The 19,111-nt window shown below is 71.8% G+C and carries 19 protein-coding genes; 7 read left to right on the top strand and 12 right to left on the bottom strand.

Annotation, left to right across the window (positions count from 1 at the left end; all coding sequences use genetic code 11):
• Positions 1 to 47 precede the first annotated feature (47 nt).
• From ACIBSW_RS20240 to ACIBSW_RS20220, 5 genes are all read left to right on the top strand, one after another.
• The gene (locus ACIBSW_RS20240) at positions 48 to 605 is read left to right on the top strand and encodes a TetR/AcrR family transcriptional regulator (protein ID WP_354724794.1); all 558 of its coding nucleotides are present in this window, start codon (positions 48 to 50) and stop codon (positions 603 to 605) included.
• On the top strand, positions 595 to 1,395 hold the full coding sequence (locus tag ACIBSW_RS20235; RefSeq protein ID WP_354724796.1) for an alpha/beta hydrolase: 801 nt from the start codon (positions 595 to 597) through the stop codon (positions 1,393 to 1,395). Before ACIBSW_RS20240 ends, ACIBSW_RS20235 begins: the two co-directional genes overlap by 11 nt.
• 68 nt (positions 1,396 to 1,463) lie before the next feature.
• Positions 1,464 to 2,423, top strand: coding sequence for a DMT family transporter (locus ACIBSW_RS20230; RefSeq protein ID WP_404799394.1), 960 nt, complete (start codon positions 1,464 to 1,466; stop codon positions 2,421 to 2,423).
• A 134-nt stretch (positions 2,424 to 2,557) separates the two neighbouring features.
• Positions 2,558 to 4,498, top strand: a complete 1,941-nt coding sequence (locus ACIBSW_RS20225) for an acyl-CoA dehydrogenase family protein (RefSeq protein ID WP_354724798.1) — start codon at positions 2,558 to 2,560, stop codon at positions 4,496 to 4,498.
• A gap of 106 nt (positions 4,499 to 4,604) precedes the next feature.
• On the top strand, positions 4,605 to 5,768 hold the full coding sequence (locus ACIBSW_RS20220; RefSeq protein WP_404799393.1) for a serine hydrolase domain-containing protein: 1,164 nt from the start codon (positions 4,605 to 4,607) through the stop codon (positions 5,766 to 5,768).
• A 46-nt stretch (positions 5,769 to 5,814) separates the two neighbouring features.
• On the opposite strand, the gene ACIBSW_RS20215 is transcribed toward ACIBSW_RS20220, so the two are convergent.
• The 9 genes from ACIBSW_RS20215 to ACIBSW_RS20175 form a co-directional block, all read right to left on the bottom strand.
• A complete protein-coding gene (locus ACIBSW_RS20215) occupies positions 5,815 to 6,681 on the bottom strand; it encodes a GNAT family N-acetyltransferase (protein WP_354724802.1) in 867 nt (288 codons plus the stop codon).
• A 54-nt stretch (positions 6,682 to 6,735) separates the two neighbouring features.
• Positions 6,736 to 7,800, bottom strand: coding sequence for a M15 family metallopeptidase (locus ACIBSW_RS20210; RefSeq protein WP_354724804.1), 1,065 nt, complete (start codon positions 7,798 to 7,800; stop codon positions 6,736 to 6,738).
• A 195-nt stretch (positions 7,801 to 7,995) separates the two neighbouring features.
• Positions 7,996 to 8,727 (bottom strand): hypothetical protein, encoded by a 732-nt coding sequence (locus tag ACIBSW_RS20205; protein WP_354724806.1) that lies wholly within the window; start codon positions 8,725 to 8,727, stop codon positions 7,996 to 7,998.
• A gap of 148 nt (positions 8,728 to 8,875) precedes the next feature.
• Positions 8,876 to 9,637 (bottom strand): hypothetical protein, encoded by a 762-nt coding sequence (locus tag ACIBSW_RS20200; RefSeq protein WP_354724808.1) that lies wholly within the window; start codon positions 9,635 to 9,637, stop codon positions 8,876 to 8,878.
• A gap of 92 nt (positions 9,638 to 9,729) precedes the next feature.
• On the bottom strand, positions 9,730 to 11,193 hold the full coding sequence (locus tag ACIBSW_RS20195) for a beta-propeller fold lactonase family protein (RefSeq protein WP_354724809.1): 1,464 nt from the start codon (positions 11,191 to 11,193) through the stop codon (positions 9,730 to 9,732).
• 19 nt (positions 11,194 to 11,212) lie between these two features.
• Positions 11,213 to 11,755 (bottom strand): S26 family signal peptidase, encoded by a 543-nt coding sequence (locus ACIBSW_RS20190; RefSeq protein ID WP_354724811.1) that lies wholly within the window; start codon positions 11,753 to 11,755, stop codon positions 11,213 to 11,215.
• A 136-nt stretch (positions 11,756 to 11,891) separates the two neighbouring features.
• On the bottom strand, positions 11,892 to 12,461 hold the full coding sequence (locus ACIBSW_RS20185) for a hypothetical protein (protein ID WP_354724813.1): 570 nt from the start codon (positions 12,459 to 12,461) through the stop codon (positions 11,892 to 11,894).
• A 113-nt stretch (positions 12,462 to 12,574) separates the two neighbouring features.
• Complete coding sequence (locus ACIBSW_RS20180) at positions 12,575 to 12,757, bottom strand: hypothetical protein (protein WP_354724815.1); 183 nt, start codon at positions 12,755 to 12,757, stop codon at positions 12,575 to 12,577.
• A gap of 103 nt (positions 12,758 to 12,860) precedes the next feature.
• The gene (locus ACIBSW_RS20175) at positions 12,861 to 13,553 is read right to left on the bottom strand and encodes a GAP family protein (RefSeq protein ID WP_354724817.1); all 693 of its coding nucleotides are present in this window, start codon (positions 13,551 to 13,553) and stop codon (positions 12,861 to 12,863) included.
• Between the two features lie 116 nt (positions 13,554 to 13,669).
• Between ACIBSW_RS20175 and ACIBSW_RS20170 the strand changes: the two genes are divergently transcribed.
• Complete coding sequence (locus ACIBSW_RS20170) at positions 13,670 to 14,845, top strand: histidine kinase (protein WP_354724819.1); 1,176 nt, start codon at positions 13,670 to 13,672, stop codon at positions 14,843 to 14,845.
• On the top strand, positions 14,842 to 15,501 hold the full coding sequence (locus ACIBSW_RS20165; protein WP_354724821.1) for a response regulator transcription factor: 660 nt from the start codon (positions 14,842 to 14,844) through the stop codon (positions 15,499 to 15,501). Before ACIBSW_RS20170 ends, ACIBSW_RS20165 begins: the two co-directional genes overlap by 4 nt.
• On the opposite strand, the gene ACIBSW_RS20160 is transcribed toward ACIBSW_RS20165, so the two are convergent.
• The 3 genes from ACIBSW_RS20160 to ACIBSW_RS20150 are packed head-to-tail and all read right to left on the bottom strand — an operon-like array spanning position 15,498 to position 19,088.
• Positions 15,498 to 18,002, bottom strand: coding sequence for a hypothetical protein (locus ACIBSW_RS20160; RefSeq protein WP_354724823.1), 2,505 nt, complete (start codon positions 18,000 to 18,002; stop codon positions 15,498 to 15,500). The two genes, ACIBSW_RS20165 and ACIBSW_RS20160, sit on opposite strands and share 4 nt — an antisense overlap.
• On the bottom strand, positions 17,999 to 18,739 hold the full coding sequence (locus ACIBSW_RS20155) for an ABC transporter ATP-binding protein (RefSeq protein ID WP_354724825.1): 741 nt from the start codon (positions 18,737 to 18,739) through the stop codon (positions 17,999 to 18,001). The genes ACIBSW_RS20160 and ACIBSW_RS20155 overlap by 4 nt, the downstream gene beginning before the upstream one ends.
• Entirely contained in the window at positions 18,729 to 19,088 is a 360-nt protein-coding gene (locus ACIBSW_RS20150; RefSeq protein WP_354724827.1) for a peptidase inhibitor family I36 protein, read from the bottom strand. The genes ACIBSW_RS20155 and ACIBSW_RS20150 overlap by 11 nt, the downstream gene beginning before the upstream one ends.
• Between the last annotated feature and the right edge of the window lie 23 nt (positions 19,089 to 19,111).

The raw sequence follows: 19,111 nt of genomic DNA, 5'->3' as shown, positions 1-19,111 counted from the left end.
AGATCATGCTATTGACCGACCGGTCGGTCAATAGCTAGGGTCCGGGGATGCGTACCCGCGATCCGGACGCCAAGCGCGACGCGCTGCTGTCGGCCGGCGTCTCGCTGGCACACCGGGACGGGCTCGGCCAGGTCAGCGTGAACCGCGTCGTCGCCGCGGCCGGCGTGGCGAAGGGTACGTTCTTCCATCACTTCGGCGACCGCGCCGGGTTCCTGGTCGAGCTGCACCGCCGCTTCCACGACCGGCTGGCCGACGACATCGCCGCGGCCATCGGCGACCTGGGCCCGGGCCGCGACCGGCTGGTGGTGGCCACGACCGCGTACCTCGACGGTTGCCGGCGCGACCGGGGCACGCGCGCGCTGCTGGTCGAGGCGCGGGCCGAGCCGGCCGTCCTCGCCGAGATAGCCCGGCGCAACGCGCACTTCACCGCGCTCGCCGCCGCCGACTTCGCCGCGCTCGACCGGCCCGGCGCCGAGGCCGCCGCCCAGCTGTGGGTGGTGATGGCGGCCGAGGTCGCCGTCGCCGAGTCGGCCCGCGACGCCGTCATCGCGCCGCTGCGCGACGCGCTGGCCGGCTTCCTGCCTGGAGGGCCGCATGCACCGTGACCCGGCGACCGTGCCGACCTCGGCCGGGCCCGTCGTCGTGCACCGTTCCGGCGCCGGACCGGCCGTCGTGCTCCTGCACGCCAACCCCGGCGACAGCCGGGACTTCGCGGCCGTCGCGCCCGCCCTCGCGGAGCACTTCACCGTGTACGCCGTCGACTGGCCCGGCTACGGCGAGTCGCCACCGCCGCGGCCGCCCTCCTCGGCCACCGCCATGGGCTATGCCGAGCTGGTCCCGCAGCTGCTCGACGCGCTCGGCATCGACGAGGCCGCGTTCATCGGCAACAGCGTCGGCGGCTACTGCGCCGTGCGATTCGCGCTGGATCATCCCGGGCGGGTCCGGGCCCTGGTGCTGGTCAACAGCGGCGGATTCACCCGCCCGACGCCGCTGAGCAGGGCCTTCGTCCGGCTCAAGGGCACCGAGGCGGCCACCCGGCTGCTCGCGGGCCGGCTCAGCCGCCGCTACCTGCGCCGCCGGAACGCCACCGTCGCCGAGATGCTGGCCCGCGACGACGCGCGCCGCGGCGACCCGGCGGCGATCGCCGTCGAGGCCGCGATCTGGCGCAGCTTCAACGACCCCGCGCACGACCTGCGGGCGGCCACCGGCGGTCTCAGGGTCGCGACCCTGCTCGCCTGGGGCACCCGCGACCCGCTGCTCGGCCACGACGGTCGCCGGGCCCGCCGCCTGCTCCCCCACGCGGCCTGGTCGCCGCTGCCGACCGGGCACGCGCCGTACGCCGAGGCGCCCGCCGAGTTCCTCGCCGTCACGCTGCCGTTCCTGCGCGGCCGGTAACGCAGAACACACCCACAGGTCGGAAAACCGCGCGAGTTTTGTCGTACCCGTTCGGCAGAGTGTCAGGGGTGACCACGCAAACCGCTCCTGACCTCGAGCCGCCCGCCGCCGCGTCCGCCGCCGCGCCCGCCGCGCTGCGCCGGTGGCTGCCGCACTACCTCGCGCTCGCCGCGATCTGGGGCACCAGCTTCCTGTTCATCAAGGTCGGCGTCCGCGAGCTGCACCCGCTGTGGCTCACCTTCGGCCGAGTCGCCGCGGGCGTGCTGATCCTGCTGGCGGTGCTCGCGGTCACCCGGGACCGCCTGCCGCGCGACGCCCGACTGTGGGGACACCTGGCGGTCGTCGCGCTGCTCGGCGTCGTGCTGCCGTTCACCCTGTTCGGCTTCGGCGAGCAGCGGGTGTCCTCGGTGCTGGCGGGCATCTGGAACGCGGCGACGCCGCTGGCCGCGCTGCCGCTGGCGGTGCTGCTGTTCCGCACCGAGCGGATGACCGCGCGCCTGGCGGCCGGCGTCGGCATCGGCTTCGCCGGCGTGCTGGTGGTGCTCGGCGTCTGGCGCGGCGTCGGCGGCGCCCAGCTCACCGGCCAGCTCATGTGCTTCGGCGCGGCGATGTGTTATGCGGTGGCAATCCCCTACCAGAAGAAGTTCATCGCCGGGCGCGCCGGCAGCGGCGTCTCCATGGCCGCGGCCCAGCTGCTGGCCGCCCTGGCCATGCTCGCCGTCGCGGCGCCGCTGCTGGCCGGCCCGCCGCCGGCGGTGACCGCGCTCTCCGCCGACGTGCTGCTCTGCGTGCTGGCCCTCGGCGCCCTCGGCACCGGCATCGCGTTCGTGCTCAACTTCCAGGTGATCCGGGTCGCCGGCGCCAGCACCTCGACGTCGGTGACCTACCTGATGCCGGTGGTCGCCACCCTGGTCGGCGTCCTGGTCCTGCGCGAGCACCTGCACTGGAACCAGCCGGCCGGCGCCGTGATCGTGCTCGCCGGCGTCGCGGTCTCGCAGGGCCTGCTGCTCCGCCGGCGCGGCGCCTGAGCCGGCGAGCGGGCATGCGAAGTGCCTGGACATGCGGCGGGAAAGCACAAGACGCGCGAACAGACGAATAGCGCAGACGACTACCTTCCGGTAACACCCGTCGGTAACGTGGCGCTTGCCAGGCCCCGGCGGGGATGAGCATCTTCACGGGGCGTGCCAGCCGTACCCAGGTCAAGGGGGTAACCGTGACCAAGCCGGCCGACGTCTCCGAGAAGCAGGCGCGACAGGTAGCCGAGGCCGCTCGCCAGTCCGAGTGGCGCAAACCGAGCTTCGGCAAGGAACTGTTCCTAGGGCGATTCCGGCTCGATCTGATCGATCCGTGGCCGGCCGCGGGATCCTCCACCGACGCCGAGGACTTCCTCGCCAAGCTCGAGGCGTACGTCCGCTCCGAGGTGGACGGTGCGCGCATCGAGCGGGAGGCGCGGATCCCGGACGAGGTCTTCCACGGCCTGGCCCGGCTCGGCGCCTTCGGCATGAAGATCGACAAGGAGTACGGCGGCCTCGGGCTGTCCAACCTGCACTACTGCAAGGCGCTCACCCTCATCGGCTCGGTGAGCCCCGCCCTCGGCGCGCTGCTGTCCGCACACCAGTCGATCGGGGTGCCGCAGCCGCTCAAGCTCTTCGGCACGGCCGAGCAGAAGAAGGCGTTCCTGCCCCGGCTGGCGGCGGGCGAGGTGTCCGCGTTCCTGCTCACCGAGCCGGACGTAGGATCCGACCCGGCGCGCCTCGGCACCGTCGCCGAGCCCGTCGAGGGCGGCTTCCGGCTCAACGGGGTGAAGCTGTGGGCCACCAACGGCACGCTGGCGACGCTGCTGGTGGTGATGGCCCGGGTGCCCGACCGGGGCATCACCGCGTTCGTGGTGGAGGGCGACGCGCCCGGCATCACCGTCGAGCGGCGTAACGAGTTCCTCGGCCTGCGCGGGCTGGAGAACAGCGTCACCCGGTTCCACGACGTGTTCGTGCCGGCCGAGAACCTCATCGGCGGCCTGGGCAAGGGCCTCAAGATCGCGCTGACCACGCTCAACACCGGCCGGTTGTCGCTGCCCGCGCTCTGCCTCGGCGCGGCCAAGTGGTCGGTCAACATCGCCCGGGAGTGGTCTGCGGAGCGGGTCCAGTGGGGCCGCCAGGTCGGGCAGCACGAGGCGGTGGCCAAGAAGGTCGCGTTCATCGCCGCCACGACGTACGCGATGGAATCCATGTTGGATCTCTGCTGCACGATCGCCGACGACGACCGCAACGACATCCGCATCGAGGCCGCCCTGGTCAAGCTCTTCGCCAGCGAGATGTCCTGGCTGGTCGCCGACGAGCTGATCCAGGTACGCGGCGGCCGGGGTTACGAGACGGCCGAGTCGCAGGCCGCCCGCGGCGAGCGCGCGGTCGAGGCCGAGCAGATCCTGCGCGACCTGCGGATCAACCGCATCTTCGAGGGCTCGACGGAGATCATGCACCTGCTCATCGCCCGCGAGGCGGTCGACGCGCACCTCTCCGTCGCCGGCGACATCATCGACCCGGAGGCCGGGGCCGGCCAGAAGGTCAAGACCGGGGCGCGGGCCGGCGCCTTCTACGCGCGGTGGCTGCCGACCCTGACCGTCGGCCGCGGCCAACTACCCCGGGGCTACGCCGAGTTCGGCATCCTCGCCGGGCATCTGCGCTACGTCGAGCGGGCCTCGCGCAAGGCCGCCCGGTCGGTCTTCTACGCGATGTCGCGCTGGCAGGGCCGGCTGGAGCGCAAGCAGGGCTTCCTCGGCCGCATCGTGGACATCGGCGCCGAACTGTTCGCGATGTCGGCGGTCTGCGTGCGCGCACAGGGCGAGCGGCAGACGCATCCCGAGGGTGTGGAGCTGGCGCACGTCTTCTGCCGGCAGTCCCGGCTGCGGATCGAGGCGCTGTTCACCGCGCTCTGGGACAACACCGACTCCCCGGACGTCGAGGTGGCCCGGCGCGTGCTGGAGGGCCGCTACGCCTTCCTGGAGGAGGGCATCATCCTGCCGCCCGGCGAGGGCGCCTGGGTGTCCACCTGGCAACCGGGAGCGACCACGGTGGACGACGTCCGCCGGCGGATACCGCCGACCTGAGGCGTTTACGGGGGTTAGCCCCACCCCCGGTTGGGGGGATCACCGGCTGGAGACGCATCGAAGGGCTTCGTACGGTCAAGACTCCTACTGTGGAGGAGGCCTTGACATGCGAAAACACCTCGGCCGGTGCGGACTGGCCGCCACGCTGACCGCGGCCCTGGTGGCCGGCACCGCGGTGCCGGCCACCGCGGCGGCGCACCACGACCGGCGGCTTCAGGTCGCGGTGGACGACCTGCACGACCTCGGCATCACCGGGGTGCAGGGACTCACCCGGGTCGACGGCGACACCGTCCGCGCGCGGGCCGGCGTCGGCGACCTCGAGCGGGGCTCGCCGGTGCCGCTCGACGGCCACTTCCGGATGGGCAGCAACACCAAGACGTTCGTGTCCGTGGTCGTCCTGCAGCTCGTCGGCGAGGGCAGGCTGTCGCTGGACGACACCGTCGAGCGGTGGCTGCCCGGGGTCGTCTCCGGCAACGGCAACGACGGCCGCCGGATCACGGTCCGCAACCTGCTCCAGCACACCAGCGGGCTCTACAACTACACCCGCGACATCACGGCGCTCGGCTCCCAGGAGGGGTACCTGGCGCACCGGTACGACCACTACGAGGCGGCGGACCTCGTCGCCCTGGCGACCAAGCACGGGCCCGACTTCGCGCCCGGCACCCGATGGGACTACTCCAACACCAACTACATCCTCGCCGGAATGATCATCGAGCGGGCGACCGGCCGGACCTGGGCGACCGAGGTACGCGCCCGCGTCCTGCAGCCGCTCGGCCTGCGCCACACCTCGGAACCGGGCGACCGGCCGTCCCTGCCGGCGCCGCACGCCAAGGGCTACCACCAGTGGGCACCCGGCGGCACCCTCTACGACACCACCCGGTTCAACCCGACCGTCGCCGACGCGGCCGGCAGCCTGATCACCACCCCGACCGACCTGGCGCGCTTCTGGCAGGCGCTGCAGCGCGGCCGGCTGCTCAAGCCGCGCCAGATGGCGCAGCTGCACGAGACGGTGCTCGCCGACACGTGGCAGGACTTCATCCCCGGCGCGCGCTACGGCCTCGGCATCATGTTCATCCCGAACCGGTGCGGCGGTTACTGGTCACACGGCGGCGACGTGCCCGGCATGAGCACCGCGAACGCGGTCGACGCGGACGGCGACCGGGTGGCGATTCTGTCCCTGTCCACCCAGCTCGCCGACGAGGACGCGGCCGGCGCGGTGTCCCAGCGCACCTCCCGCCTCATGGACGACGTGATCTGCGGATCCGAGTAGGCGGGGAAAGAGAGGGATGTCGTCCCGCCGCGCGGGGCGGCATCCCTCAGTCGGCCGTCGCCAGGTCCAGGCGGTAGAGCACGCTGCGATGCGTCGGCCGGTAGCCGAGCGAGTCATTGATCTTGCGCATCGCCACGTTGCTGTCCGCGGTGTCCGCGAGCAGCCCGGCGAGCCCGGGAAAGCGGGACCGGGCCCGGTTGATCGCGTCGGCCTTCATCCACCGGGCCAGGCCGTGGCCGCGGTGCTCGGGCAGCACCCCGGTGCCGTAGTGCTGGCCGTCGCCGGTGCCGTCGCCCGGCACCACCAGCTCGGTGAAGCCGGCGATCTCGCCGTCCGCGGCCACCGCCGCGACGGTGAACAGCGTCTCGCCGCGCACCGCGACCGCATCGGCGATCGCGTGCAGGCGCTCGACGTTCCAGGGCTGCGGCACGTAGCCCGCGTCGTCCATCGGCATGTCGTCCATCGCCCGGCGGGACCGGGCGAACGTCTCCGCGAGGTCGTCCGGCACGGTCCCGTCCCACTGGACCAGCCGGTAGCCGGGCACCGGATCCGCGACCGGCTCGGCCCCGGCCAGCTCCAGCCGGGCGTACGTGAGCGCAAGCACCCGCCGCAGCCCGCGCGCCGCGCAGAACCGGTCACCCGCCGAATCCTCCTGCACCGCCTCGGTCAGCACGCCGCGCAGCCCCAGCTCGCCGGCGGCGCCGGCGACCGTCTCGAGCAGCCGCGTGCCGACGCCCGCGCGCCGCTCGGCCGGGTGCACGTGCAGCTCCACCTCGCCCGAGTCGCCGACCGCGGGTACCCGCAGGAAGGCCGTGCCGAGCGGCCGCCCGTCCCCGCCGGCCGCGAGCCAGGCCAGCCGATAGCTGGACGGGCCGCGGTTGGGGTCGGTCAACGGCGTGATGCGCATGGTCATCCGGCCATTCTCGCGGACCCCGGCCGGTCCGGAGACCGGACGGCGGCCCGCCGGTCACCCGCCGGTGATCGACCAGTGCCACGCCTCGGACGGCAGGTTCACGAAGCCGTACTTGTGTGCGTGCTCGTTGAGCCACGCGAACCCGGCGCTGTCGCGGGTGAGCGTGCGGCCGCCGGACGTGATGTCGACGGCCAGGCCGAGCTCGTGCAGCGACCGGCCGGGAATCGCCGTCGGCACCCGGCACGACGAGGCCGGCGCCTTCCAGACGTCCGGGCAGCCGTTGATCTTCCGCAGCTCGATCTGCCGCTTCTTGGTCCGGAACCCGCCGCCGGACAGCGCGACGCCGTCGGCCTTCGCGTCGCTGATCATCCGGCGGAACGCGAACGCGACGCTCCGGTGCACCCTGATGCCGTTGACGGTGGTGGTGTCGGCGTAGGCGAACTTGCCCCGGACGGCGGTGACCACGTCGCGGCTGGTCGCGGCGGCGTCGGCGGCCAGCTCGGCGGACTTGTCGAGCGCCTTGAGCCTGCGCTGGTTCGTCCGGACCGCGTCCTTGGAGGTCTGCAGCTCGGTGATCGCCTTGTCCAGCTGGACGGTGGCGGTCCGGGCGTTGGCCTGCGCCTTCTTCAGCGCCGCGGCGGCGGTGGCCGCCTCCTTGCGGCGGGCGGACGCCGTCTCGGCCGCGGCGGTGACGGCCTTCTTCGCGGCGGCGACCGCGGTGGCGTTCCTCGGCCGCAGCTGCGTCGCCACGGTCAGCCGGTTCCGCGCGCTGGCCAGCTCCTCCCGGGCGAGCGCATACCGGGTACGCGGGCCCACGTCGGCGGTGACGGCCGCCGTCACGTCCGTCTGCGCGGCCTCCTGCGCGGCCTCGCGCACGGGTACCCGTTCGGCCCGCTTCGCCATGGTGCTCCGCTGGGAGGCGAGCTTCTTGCGCAGCGCCACGTACTGCTTGGTCGGGGTGAGGCTGTGGTACATCAGCGACGACCACCGCTTCGCGGCCGTCGGTACCGAGGCCGACGCCGGGCTGGGCGGTCCGGCGACCGTCAGGGCGACGGCCAGCGCCGCGATGATCGCCATGGCGGAATACCGCCGTGATCGGGCGTTCGGTCGGGTCGTCATCGCTGTGCGCTCCTCGGCCTGGACGTCGGCGCGGGGCGGCGGCAGATCACCGGACGGTCACATGCCGAAGCGGTCCGCCCGGCGGCTGATGCCGTACGGGCGGACCGTTGAGCCCCAGGTCGTCCAGCCGAGTCTCGCGACCGGCGGGTGCAGCACCGGCCCGCCTGGGTAGCGGGCCGGTTGCCGGGGTGCTACTTACTTACCGGCCTTGAGCAGGATCTTGCCGTCGGCGCGGGCGCAGGTGCCCCAGCCGTTCGAGGTGCTGACCTTCAGCACGTACGCGCGCTTCGGGTCGAGGTTCTTGTAGGTGAGGTTGTCCAGCCTGGCGGAGTCGCGCACCGAGGTCGGCTTCTCATTGACCACCTGGTTGCCGACCATCTTGACGAGGGTGGGCTTGATCTGCAGGGGCACGGTCCAGTGGTAGGGGACCGGCAGACGCGGGCCCATCTTGGCGTCGCCCACGTATCCCGCCCACTGCGGGTCGGCGTACGAGAAGGTGGCGGTCGTGCCGTCGGCGCCGCGCTTGGCCTTCGCCTTGACGATCATCGTGGGCATCAACGTACCGATCCACTGGCTCTGGTGCGCGCCGACGCCGTTCGCGTTCTCCGGGTACACGGTGATGCGGAAGGAGGAGCACTTGTCAGCGGTGGGGACCGTGGTCGCCATCCGCCCGGTGGCGCCGGCGCCCGGCACGACGTACTCGGACTTCTTGGCCCCCTCGAGAACGACGACGCGGTACTTGGTCGCGTCCGTCTGCGTGTTCCAGCTGACCGTGGTCGTCTCACCCTGCAGGCCGCCGCGGACCGCCGCGATGCCCATCAGGTGACTCGGCACGGAGTTGGCGGCGGCGGAGGCGGACTGCGGTGCGACCACGACGGTGCCGGCCACGGCCACACCAAGCACGGCCACGAGGCGCGACATCTTCATGAACTTCTCCTTCGTTCTTCCTGCTGACACATGGCCGATCGGCCCGGTGTCTCAACCCGCGGTCAAGCGCGGCTCTGGGCTTCCTGCAAGATCCCGGCACAACGAGAAACGGCCCGGCGGATGCCGGGCCGTTCTCTTAGGGGATGTCTCAGGCGGGCACGGGGTTGATCAGGATCCGGCCGTCGGCGCGGGAGCAGCTGCCCCACGCGTTGGAGGTGGTCACCCGGAGCACGTAGGCGCGCTTGGTGTCCAGCTGGGTGTAGGTCTTGGCGACCTTCGCGGTGGTCCACCCGGTCTGCGTCGTGGTGGCGGTGTTGATCACCTTGTTGTCGATGAGCCGGACCAGCTGCATCGTGGTGCTGACGGAGATCGTCGGCTTCTTCAGGTTGTCGGGCTTGGCGCCGCCGCCGGGAGCGACCAGGTAGCCCTTCCACTGCGGGGTGGACATCTCGAAGGTCGCCTTGGTCCGGTCCGCGCTGCGGTACCCGCGGGCCTTGGTGACGATCGTCGGAACCAGCGACTTCTCGGTGACGCCGGCCGCGGCGCCCTGGCCGATGGCGTCCTCCGCCCGAACGGTGATCTTGTAGGTCGAGCACTTGTTCGGCGTCGCGACGCTCAGGTGGTACAGGCCGTTGGTGAGCGCCTGGGTCGCCGGCACGACCTGGTTGGAGACGGTGTTGACGCCGTCGGTGACCTTGACGCGGTACCTGGCGGCGTAGGTCGCCGGCTTCCAGTACACGTCGGTCAGCGAGGCGTCGGTGGCCGAGCGCAGCTGCTGCAGACCCATCGGGGCGTTGGGCACCTCGTCGACGGGCACCTGCGCCCCTGCGGCCGACGCCGCCTGCGGAGCGACCAGCAGGGTGCCGGCGATGGCCACACCCAGGATGGCGATCAGGCGGTTTGACTTCATGATGTTCGGTTCCCTTTCAACGTCCCCGACTTCCTTGACGTGGCCAACAATGCCCGGCCCACATCAAGCCCACCTCAACCCGCGCTCTTCCTTCAGTGTGCGAGGTTGAGGGGGACCACGAAGCCGGTGGAGTTGACGTTGCCGCCGACCGCGTACACGTCGCGGCCGTCCGGGCTCGTCGCGACGGAGTTGGACCGGGACAGCCCGAGGCCGGTGGTGCAGCCGGTCCCGCCGCTCAGCTTGAGGCATCCGGCGGTCCCGGTCAGCTGGGTGAGCACTCCGGTGGTGTTGTCGTGCCGGAACGTCAGCACCGCGTTGTACGCGGAGGCGGCGACGAACGCGAACAGTCCGTCCGGGCTGAATGCCATGGCCGACGGCCCGTCGAGCCCGTTGGCGGCGGTGCAGCCGGTGACCACGGTGACCCGGTACAGGCATGCATTCGGGGCGGCGACCTGGGTGAGCACGCCGGTGCCGGTGTTGCGGGTGAACGCCGCGAGGTTGTCACCGGAGACCGCCATCGCGTACGCGGTGCGGCCGTCGGGTGCGATCGCCACGTTCTTCACACCCGAGAGGCCCCTGACGGCCGTGCAACCGGTGATGGCGGTGGAGCCGTTGTTGTACACGCAGGCGTTCGGCGCCGCCGGCTGGGTGAGCACACCGGTGCCGGCGTCGCGCTGGAAGACCGCGACGGCGTTGCTGGTCGTCGACGCCACGTAGAGGCTGCTGCCGTCGGGCGACAGGTGCAGATAGGCGGCCCCGTTGAGGCCCTTGCCGGTGGCGCAGCCGCCGACCGCGGAGTTGGTGACGCAGCCGGCGGTGCCGGCGAGCTGGGTCAGCGCGCCGGTGCCGGAGTCGCGGGCGAAGACCGTCACCGAGTCGGACACGCTGGAGGCGACGTAGACGAACGCGCCGTCGGGGCTGACCGCGACCCCGCCGGCGCCGTCGAGGACGCGGCCCGAGGTGCAGCCGGAGACGGCGGTCGCCGCGCTGTGGTAGAGGCACCGGTTGGGTGCGGCCAGCGCGCTCAGCACGCCGGTGCCCGGGTCGCGGCTGAGCGCCGTGATCGTCGAGCTGGTGGCCCCGGCGGCGTAGACGTGCCGGCCGTCCGGGCTGATGGCGACGTCCTGCACGCCGTTGAGCGCGCCGGCGACCGCGGTGCAGCCGGCGAGGGTGCCGTTGCTGAGGCAGCCGAGCTGGGTGAGCGCCCCGGTCGCGGCGTTGCGGGAGAACTGCGCCACGCCGCTTCGGATGCCGTCCGGGGTGTAGCTGGTGGCGACGTAGACGTGCGCGCCGTCCGGGCTGACCACCGCGCTGCGGCCCGCCGCGATGGCGGTGGCCGCGGTGCAGCCGCCCGAGCCGTCGTGGCTGAAGCACGGCGCCGTCTGGGTCAGGCCGAAGGTGGCGCGGGCCGTGAACGAGGAGGCGGGGTTCGAGGTCGTGGCCGAGAAGGCGGCCATGCTGGTGGGCAGCAGGCCGAGGCCGACCAGGCCGAGGACGGCGAGGAGCGCCAGCCCGGTGCGCAGGCCGCGCCGCGCCCGCGGTGTGTCGCCAGCCATCACGGTCCTCCCTCGGGGACTACGTCGGCAGGAGCGCGCCGGACTTGAACCTTCCCGCCCAGCGGCGCGGCACGACCGGCAGCCGCAGCGCCAGCGCCAGCAGGCCGAACACCGCCACGCTCTGCGCCACGAACAGCGCCGGGTTCCCCTCGCGCATCAGCAGCGTCGCCAGGCCGACCCGGGGCACGAGCAGCCGCGCGATCCCGCGCACCTGCTCCGGCGCCGTGTGGAAGGTGTCGTCGCTGCCGTTGGCGTCGCCGCGCGTCATCAGCCGGCCCCGCTCGTCGAACCCGACGACGCGGTGGGTCACCGTCCCGCCGGGGTGCAGCGCGTCCGGCACGGTGACCACCTGGCCCACCGAGGGCCGCCAGTCCGCCGCCGGCGGAGACGAGATCACCACGTCGCCGCGGTGCACCCGCGGGCCCATCGAGCCGCTGACGATCACCGCGGAGCTCCAGCCCCAGGAGAGCGGGAGGACCGACCAGGCGACGACCGCCGCAGCGGCCGCCAGCAGGCCGATCGCCACCAGCCGCATCAGCGGGATCGACCAGCGCAGTGTCACCACGGCGCACCCTTGCGCGCCCGGTGGCGCCCCTTGTACCTGCGTCCCGGCGCCGCGGGCCCCGAGTGGTCCTGGTTCGTGTCGGCGGGGACCGTGATGGTCGCCGGCGGAGGTTCGAGAAGTACGGTGCCCATGGTCAGCTCGCCGCCTGCCAGTTGAAGGTCGCGTTCGCGCCGGTGCCCTGCGCGGCGTCCGGCGCGGCGGCGTTCACGGTGTAGTTGAAGCGGTAGGTCCTGGTCAGGCCCGGGCCGGTCGGCGCGAACGTGCCGACACCGGTGCTGAAGCCGGTGTTGCCGGTGCCGAACGCGGCCAGGGTGCCGGTGAAGTCCGTGCCCGCCGGCGTGAAGCCGGTGCAGGTGCCGAATTCGCCGCCGGTGCCCTCCTCGATCACGAGGTCGACGTACGGGGCCAGCGCACCGGACACCGCGCTGCTGTACAGCTTGACGCTGCCCGACAGGCTGCCGTTGTAGGTCAGCTTGATGCACTTCGAGCCGGTCGAGCCGGGCCGCAGGTTGTTCGCGGTGAACATCGCCGTGTTGGTGTCGTCGTCGCTGAGCGCGACAGTGCCCGCGTTCCACGCGTCGGCCGAGTTGCTGGTCGTGGCGGTGAAGGCCGCGCTCGACGCCTGCCACATCACGCCGGAGCTGACCGCGATCCCGCCGGCCACCGTTACGGCCGCCGCGACCATGCCCACTGCACCCTGCATCAGAACGTCCTTCCCTTGACCGGAGCCCTGCGTGCCATCCGGTGCTGTCGAGGGAAGAAGTCGGCAGCGTAGGTCAACGCAGCCTCAACCGGGCTTCAAGGACGCGGCAAGGCTCAGCTCCGGTCGTGCGCGCTGTCGTAGCCGTAGTCGCCGCCGGTGTCGGTGACGTGGATGCCCTCCGGCATGCGCACCGGCGGCGGGTCCGGGGGCCGCGGTGCGCGGACGTCGGCGTCGTGCGCCTCGTCGTACTCGTAGTCGTCACCCTCCGGCTGCGGTGCAGCCGTGCCGTCCGCCATGGCGAACCTCCGCGGGACTCGGTCTGCGCGGACGGCGTCCGCGCCACCTTCATGCTGCCCATCCGGCGCCGCCGACGCCAGGGATTCCGGGCGGTTCGTCCGGTTAGCCGCCGATCAGGCCGAGCCGGAAGGCGGCGTCGCGGGCGAGCAGGAAGCCGACGATGCCGACGATCCACGACAGCGCGTTGCTGTTGACCATCCAGTCGCTGATCCGGGTCAGCAGCGGCGTGACCCGCTCCCCCGCGGCCAGCCGCGCCGCGAGGAGCAGCAGCGCGGGAACGATCATCAACAGGCAGTAGCCGGCCATGACCAGCGCGATCCGCGCCGGATCCAGCTCGGACGTGGTCAGCAGCCCGATCGCGGCCAGGTACGGCAGCATGGTCGTGACCTCGGCGCCGGCCGCCGCCAGCGCCAGGCCGATCAGGCCCGGTGCGCCGCCGCGGTCGGCGAGGGCCCGTTCCCGCCAGCGGATCAGGCGGCCGCCGCCGGCCTTGCCGCCGCGGCCCAGCCGGAAGCTCGCGAAGAACAGCGCGACGCCCAGGACGAGCTGGGCCCACGCCGCCGGCCGGGTGTCGAGGACGCGGCTGAGCTGCGGCAGGACGGCGTCGGCGCCCAGTGCGACGGCGAGGCCGACCGCGAAGTAGAACGCGGCGACCGTACCCAGGAAGATCGAAATGCGGCCGGGCCGCGCCGGCCCGGGGTGCAGCAGCAGCCAGACCGGGATCAGCAGGGTCCCGAAGCTGGTGGAATCGATCAGGGCGAGGGCGGCCAGCGAGCCGAGCAGCGCGAGGTCCATGCCGGCACCCTGCCGGGCGCGCGGCCCCGGCCGCGTCGCCCGAAGGATGGCCGGGCCGGCGCCGCGTACATCCTTCGTCTGACGCACGCCCGGGCGGTGCGTGGTGAGATGGGCGGGTGGGTGTGAGGGCGCGCTGGCGGAGCAGCACCCGGTTCCAGGACGTCGTCACCGCGGCGGGCACGTTCGCCGCCGGGTGCGCGTTCAACCTGGTCGGCCTGACCGATGTCTGGGCGATCGCCGAGGCCGGCCGGCTCGCCGGCGCGCCGGCCTGGTGGCACACGGTCCTGCTGGCCGCCGGCTGCCTCGCCATGCTCGGCAAGCGCCGCCACCCCATGCTCGCGCTCGGGGCCGGCGCGGCCGCGACCGCGGCCGACATGGCGCTCGGCGGCAGCGTCGCCCTGGTGCTGGTCCTCTTCGACCTGCTCTTCTCGGCCGGGCAGTTCGCCTCCGCCCGGGCCCGGGCGGCGCTGACGACGGCGGTGTTCGTGGTCATCGGCACGGCGAGCGTCGTCGGCGGGCTCGCCGCGGGCGAGCTGCGCATCGCCGTCTTCATCGGCCTGCAGCTGACCACCCTGCTGTTCGTGCCGCTGTGGTGGGCGGCCAACATCCGCCAGCAGCGGCAGCTCGGCGCCCTCGACGCCGAACGGACCGCCCGCGAGGCCGTCCTCGCCGAGCGCGCGGCGATGGCCCGGGACCTGCACGACGTCATCGCCGCGCACCTGTCGACGACCGCGATCCACTCCGGCGCGGCGCTGGCCCGGCCGCCGGACACCGAGCGGGACCGGGCCACCATCCAGGCCGTACGGACGAGCAGCCTCGCCGCCCTCGAGGAGATGCGTACCATGATCATGCTGTTGCGGGCCGACGACCCGGCGGCGACGGACCCCACCCTCCCGGGCGGCCTGGACCGCCTGCCCGACCTGGTCGCGGAGGCCGCCGCCGGCGGGCTGCGGATCGAGACGCACACCGCGGAGGTGCCCGGGATTCCGGCGGTGGTGTCACACACGGTGTACCGCATCGTGCGGGAGGCGCTCACCAACGCGGGCAAGCACGCACCGGGCTCGCAGGTCCGCCTCGAGGTCCGGCGGGCCGGCGACCGGGTGACCGCGACCGTCACCAACACCCTGACCCGGTCCGGCGGCGTCGACCACCACGCGCTCAGCTCGGGCACCGGCCTGGTGTCGCTCCGCGAGCGGGCCGCCCTGCTCGGCGGCGAGCTCACCGCCGGCCGCGACGACGACCATTTCCGGGTACGCGCGTCGCTGCCGCTGCACCCGGCGCAGACACCGTGAACGACCGGCCGATCCGGGTCGTGGTCGCCGACGACCACGCCGCCATCCGGGCCGGGATGCGGCTGATGCTGGAGCAGGCGAGCGACATCACTGTGGTCGGCGAGGCGGCGGACGGCGCCGTCGCGGTGCGCCAGGCGACCGCGCTGCGCCCGGACGTCGTGCTGATGGACATCCGGATGCCCGGCACCGACGGCATCAGCGCCACCCGCGCGATCACCTCGGCCGGGCTCGCCGACGTCCTGATCCTCACCACGTTCGACTTCGACGACTACCTGTTCGGCGCGCTACGCGCCGGCGCGGCCGGCTTCCTGCTCAAGTCGGTCGAGCCGGCGGCGCTGATCGACGCCGTACGCCGGGTCGCGGCCGGCGACGGCTTCCTGGCGCCCGAGGTGACCCGCCGGCTGCTGACCGCGTTCGTCTCCGCCGGGCCCGCGCCGGCCCCGCCAGCGGCACCACCGGCGTTCGCGAGCCTCACCGAGCGGGAACGCGACGTGCTCGCCGCGCTGGGCCGCGGCCTGTCCAACGCGGGCCTCGCCGCGACGCTGTCCATCAGCGAGGCCACCGCGAAGACGCACGTCTCCCGGGTGCTCGCCAAGCTCGGCTGCTCCTCCCGGGTGCAGGCCGCGATCCTGGCCAAGGAGGCCGGCCTCGCCTAGACGGCGGTTCGTCTGTCTTCGGCCTTCAGCCGCCTGCTTGAGATGACGGTAGAGCCGGCGACCGCTGTCACGTACGCAGCGACGATGAGGCCTATCCAGTCGTAGGGGATGTGCAACGTGAAGTCCGGGATACGTGCGGCGGCGACCACCACCGGAGGAACCGCGATCAGTGCGGCCAGCGCGATGCTCAGTGTGACGATGACGCCCTGTTCGAGGAACAGCACGTTACGGGCCCACCGTGGTGAGGCCCCGATGGTGATCAGTCCGCCGAGGTAGCGCCGCAGCGTGTGAGCTTGCCCGGCGGCAGCTGAGGTGCAGGTGAGCAGGAGCAGAACGAGCAGTCCCAGCGCGGCCGCGTACAAGGCGGTGGGAGGGACGAACGCGCGCGGTGGCCGGTGGGTGACGACCTCCCGTGCGTCCAACCCGGCATCGAGCACAGCCTGCTGTGCGGCGGCGGCCTCGCCCTCGGATACGCCGGTGTAGAAGAACGCGCCGTCGGAGGCCGGCAGCGCAAGTTGTCGCGCGGCAGGCGTCAGCATGATGGCGACGATGCTCTGTCGCCAGTCCACCAGGGGGAAGCGGGACACCGTCGTGGCCAGCGGCCGGGTGGAATCGACGACGTCGCCATCGCCCTGGGCGACGAGCCGGCGTGGTCCAGGGGCGCTACCGTCGCGTAGCAGCAGGCCGCCCTGCTGGAGCACCGAGGACTCGCTCGTCGTCAGCGGCCGGTCGAACCAGCTTTCGAGCTGATCGAGGGTGTCGACGGCGGCGATGAAGCCGAAGTCCTCCCCGCCGAGTGCCACGGAGCGTTGAGGTGTGCCGAGGTACCTCAGACGCATGGCGGTCTTGTCGTCCAACTGCCGATCAAGGATTTTGACGACGGCCGGGGACGGCGGCTCGAGATATCCGCCGCTGCCGTTGACCACGATCTGATTGGCGGCGACCTCCGGGAAGATCTGGGCCTCGGCCGTGTACAGCATGGTGTTCAGGAGGGTGAGAAAACCCGTGGGCGCGCCGAGCCCGATAGCCAGGACCGTCACGGTGAGCACCGCGCGCCCGCTGTCGTTGGACAGGTGCCGGCGCGCGAGTCGGCGCAGCGGACCCCGTTCGGGTATGCATCGCAACGCGACCCTCATGATCTCAGGCACCATCAGCAGTAACAGGAGGGTGACCGTCGCTGCCAGGATCATGGCCTTCGCCGGGGAGTCCAGCCGCGGTATCTGCAGGACGATCGCGCAGCCGCCGGCAATGGCCACCACATGCCGGACGTCACGAAGTACCCGGCTGGTCGGCGCGCCCTTGCGTTTCACCGGCTTGCCACCTCCTCGGCCGGCCTGGGATCGGCCGGTGTACCGAAGGGCTAGTGTGGCCGCCGCCGCGGCGACGAGAGTGACCAGCAGTATGCGCAGGGCCGGGCCGGTCAGTGCCGGGTACGGCGAGAGGGGTTGGTGGCCGAACTGCCCGACGACGGTTCGAGCAACCAGGCCCAGAGCTGCTCCGATCATGACGCCGACCGCCGACGCCACGATGGTCCACCCGAGGATCGCCAGTGCGATTCCGCCGGTGGCCTGGCTGGGCTGCATGCCGACCGAGACCATTGTGTTGATCGCCTTGCGGGCCCGCCTGCCGTTGAGCGCATAGATCAACAGAGTCGCCAGGGCGGGTAGGGCCAGCGATGGGACGGTGTAGCCGGCCGGGATCCGCTCGATCCAGGATGTCTCGCGAGTGTCCAGCGCGTCCGGAAGACTGAGGATGGATACGTCCACCGACTGTCGCAGCGTGGCCGGGTCGACGTCGGAACCGTTCGAGCTCGGCCGCCGAGCGAGCACGTCGCTCAGTGATGACACCACGTCGTCGCGGTCGGCGCCGCTCCAGAAGACGATCGGGTTCGCCACGAGACTGGGGAACGCGGATTTCAGGTCCTGACTCATCGCTGCCCAGGTGCCACGTGCGGCCAGGTAGGTCGGAACGTCGGCGTAGCGGTCGTCCGCGACGCCGACAACGCGGAAATGCTGCCTGCCCGCGAGTACGGAGAGCCGGCCATCGGTATCCGCCCGAAGAACGTCGGCGCGAGTCACCGCGACCTCTCCGGGCGCCGTCGGCCACCGCCCCTGCGTCAGCACGAACCGTTTCGGCAGTGGGTTGGCGGACCAGTCCGCTTCCTGGAACGGCGTGTACGGGGCGTTCACCGCCGAGGGCCGGATCTCGGTCGAGGTCATTGAGACGGTCGCGTCGCCGGCGCCGGCATCGCGGACGGCAGTCAGCAGTGCCTCGGACAGCTCTTCATCACCCGGATCGAAGGTGGCGACTCCGCCGAGGTCCGCCCGGTACTCGAACCGCCCGAGGTCGCGTTCGGCCACCTGCGGCCCGGAAAGCGTCAGAGCGCTCAACGTCACGAAAATGCAGGTGATGAATGCCGAGGAGACCAGGGCAGTCAGTGTCGTGACAAGCTGCGAACGATTTCGCAGAAAGCGTCTGGCTAGAACAAAGGTGAGCCTCAATGCGATTCTGCTCTCGGCCCGCGCGTCGGTGATTCGCCGCGGATGAGGAGTTCCCCATCCGACATCTCGTACACCCTGTCGGCGTATTCGCCACATGCCGGATCGTGAGAGCAGACGATGGCCAATGCCCCCTCGTCGCAGAGATGGCGAAACAGTTCGAACATGCCTCGTGAAGTCTTCGAATCCAATGCTCCGGTCGGTTCGTCCGCGAGCAGTACCCGTCTGTTTCCGGTCAGTGCACGGGCCACGCCCACGCGCTGACGCTGCCCGCCTGACATTTGATGAGGCAAGCGATCGGACAGGTCACCGATTCCGACACGCGTCAATTGATCTTTTGCCTGCGCGAAAGCCTCGGAGCTGGGTGTCCCGCGCATCTCGAGTGGCAGCGCCACGTTCTCCACAGCGGTGAACTCGTCGATGAGCTCGTCGCCCTGGAATATCACACCGACGCGCTCGAGCCGCAGTCGCGACCGCTCGGACTCGCCGAGGTTGGCGACGTCCACGCCATCGATGACGACTTCGCCAGAGTCCGGCACGTCGAGCCCTGCCAAGACGCTGACCAGCGTGGACTTTCCCGAGCCGCTGGCGCCGTGGATGCACAGGAACTGCCCGGGCCGGGCGGCCAGGGACACGTCCCTGACCGCCCGAACGGTCTCCACCTCGGACACGAACGATTTGTTCACCCCGCGCAGCAGGAGAACAACGTCCGCCTCCTGTTCGGATTCTTCAGCAACCACCGTTGGTCTTCCATGAGGAAAGCTCATCACTGTTCACCGGCGATACGTTGTTGTCCCGCGAGCCGGCGGCGAAGTTCTGGCAGTCGCCGACGCCGCCGCGGTCATCGTAGCCCGCAGCCCTGCGGGTGGTCCGGTTGCCCCACGAGTCCATCTCATTGTTGTTCTCGCCGCCGATGTTGGAGATTCCTCCACCGCCGGTCCGCTCGCCAATGATCCACTGGTAGTCGTTATTTCCCCAGATACACACCCGGTCAGCGTCGCAATCAGAAAACGCTGCCTGAGCAGGACCTGCCAGGCCCGCGGCCGCGAAGAACACTGCACCGACAGCCGCAATCAGTCGAATCCGCACGTCTACCTCCCCGTAGCAGGACG

Source organism: Actinoplanes sp. NPDC049668 (genome assembly GCF_044465445.1).
In the GTDB taxonomy this organism is placed as follows: Bacteria; Actinomycetota; Actinomycetes; order Mycobacteriales; family Micromonosporaceae; genus Actinoplanes.
Note: the sequence above shows the minus strand (reverse complement) of the source record. Positions and strands in the feature narration are given on the sequence as shown.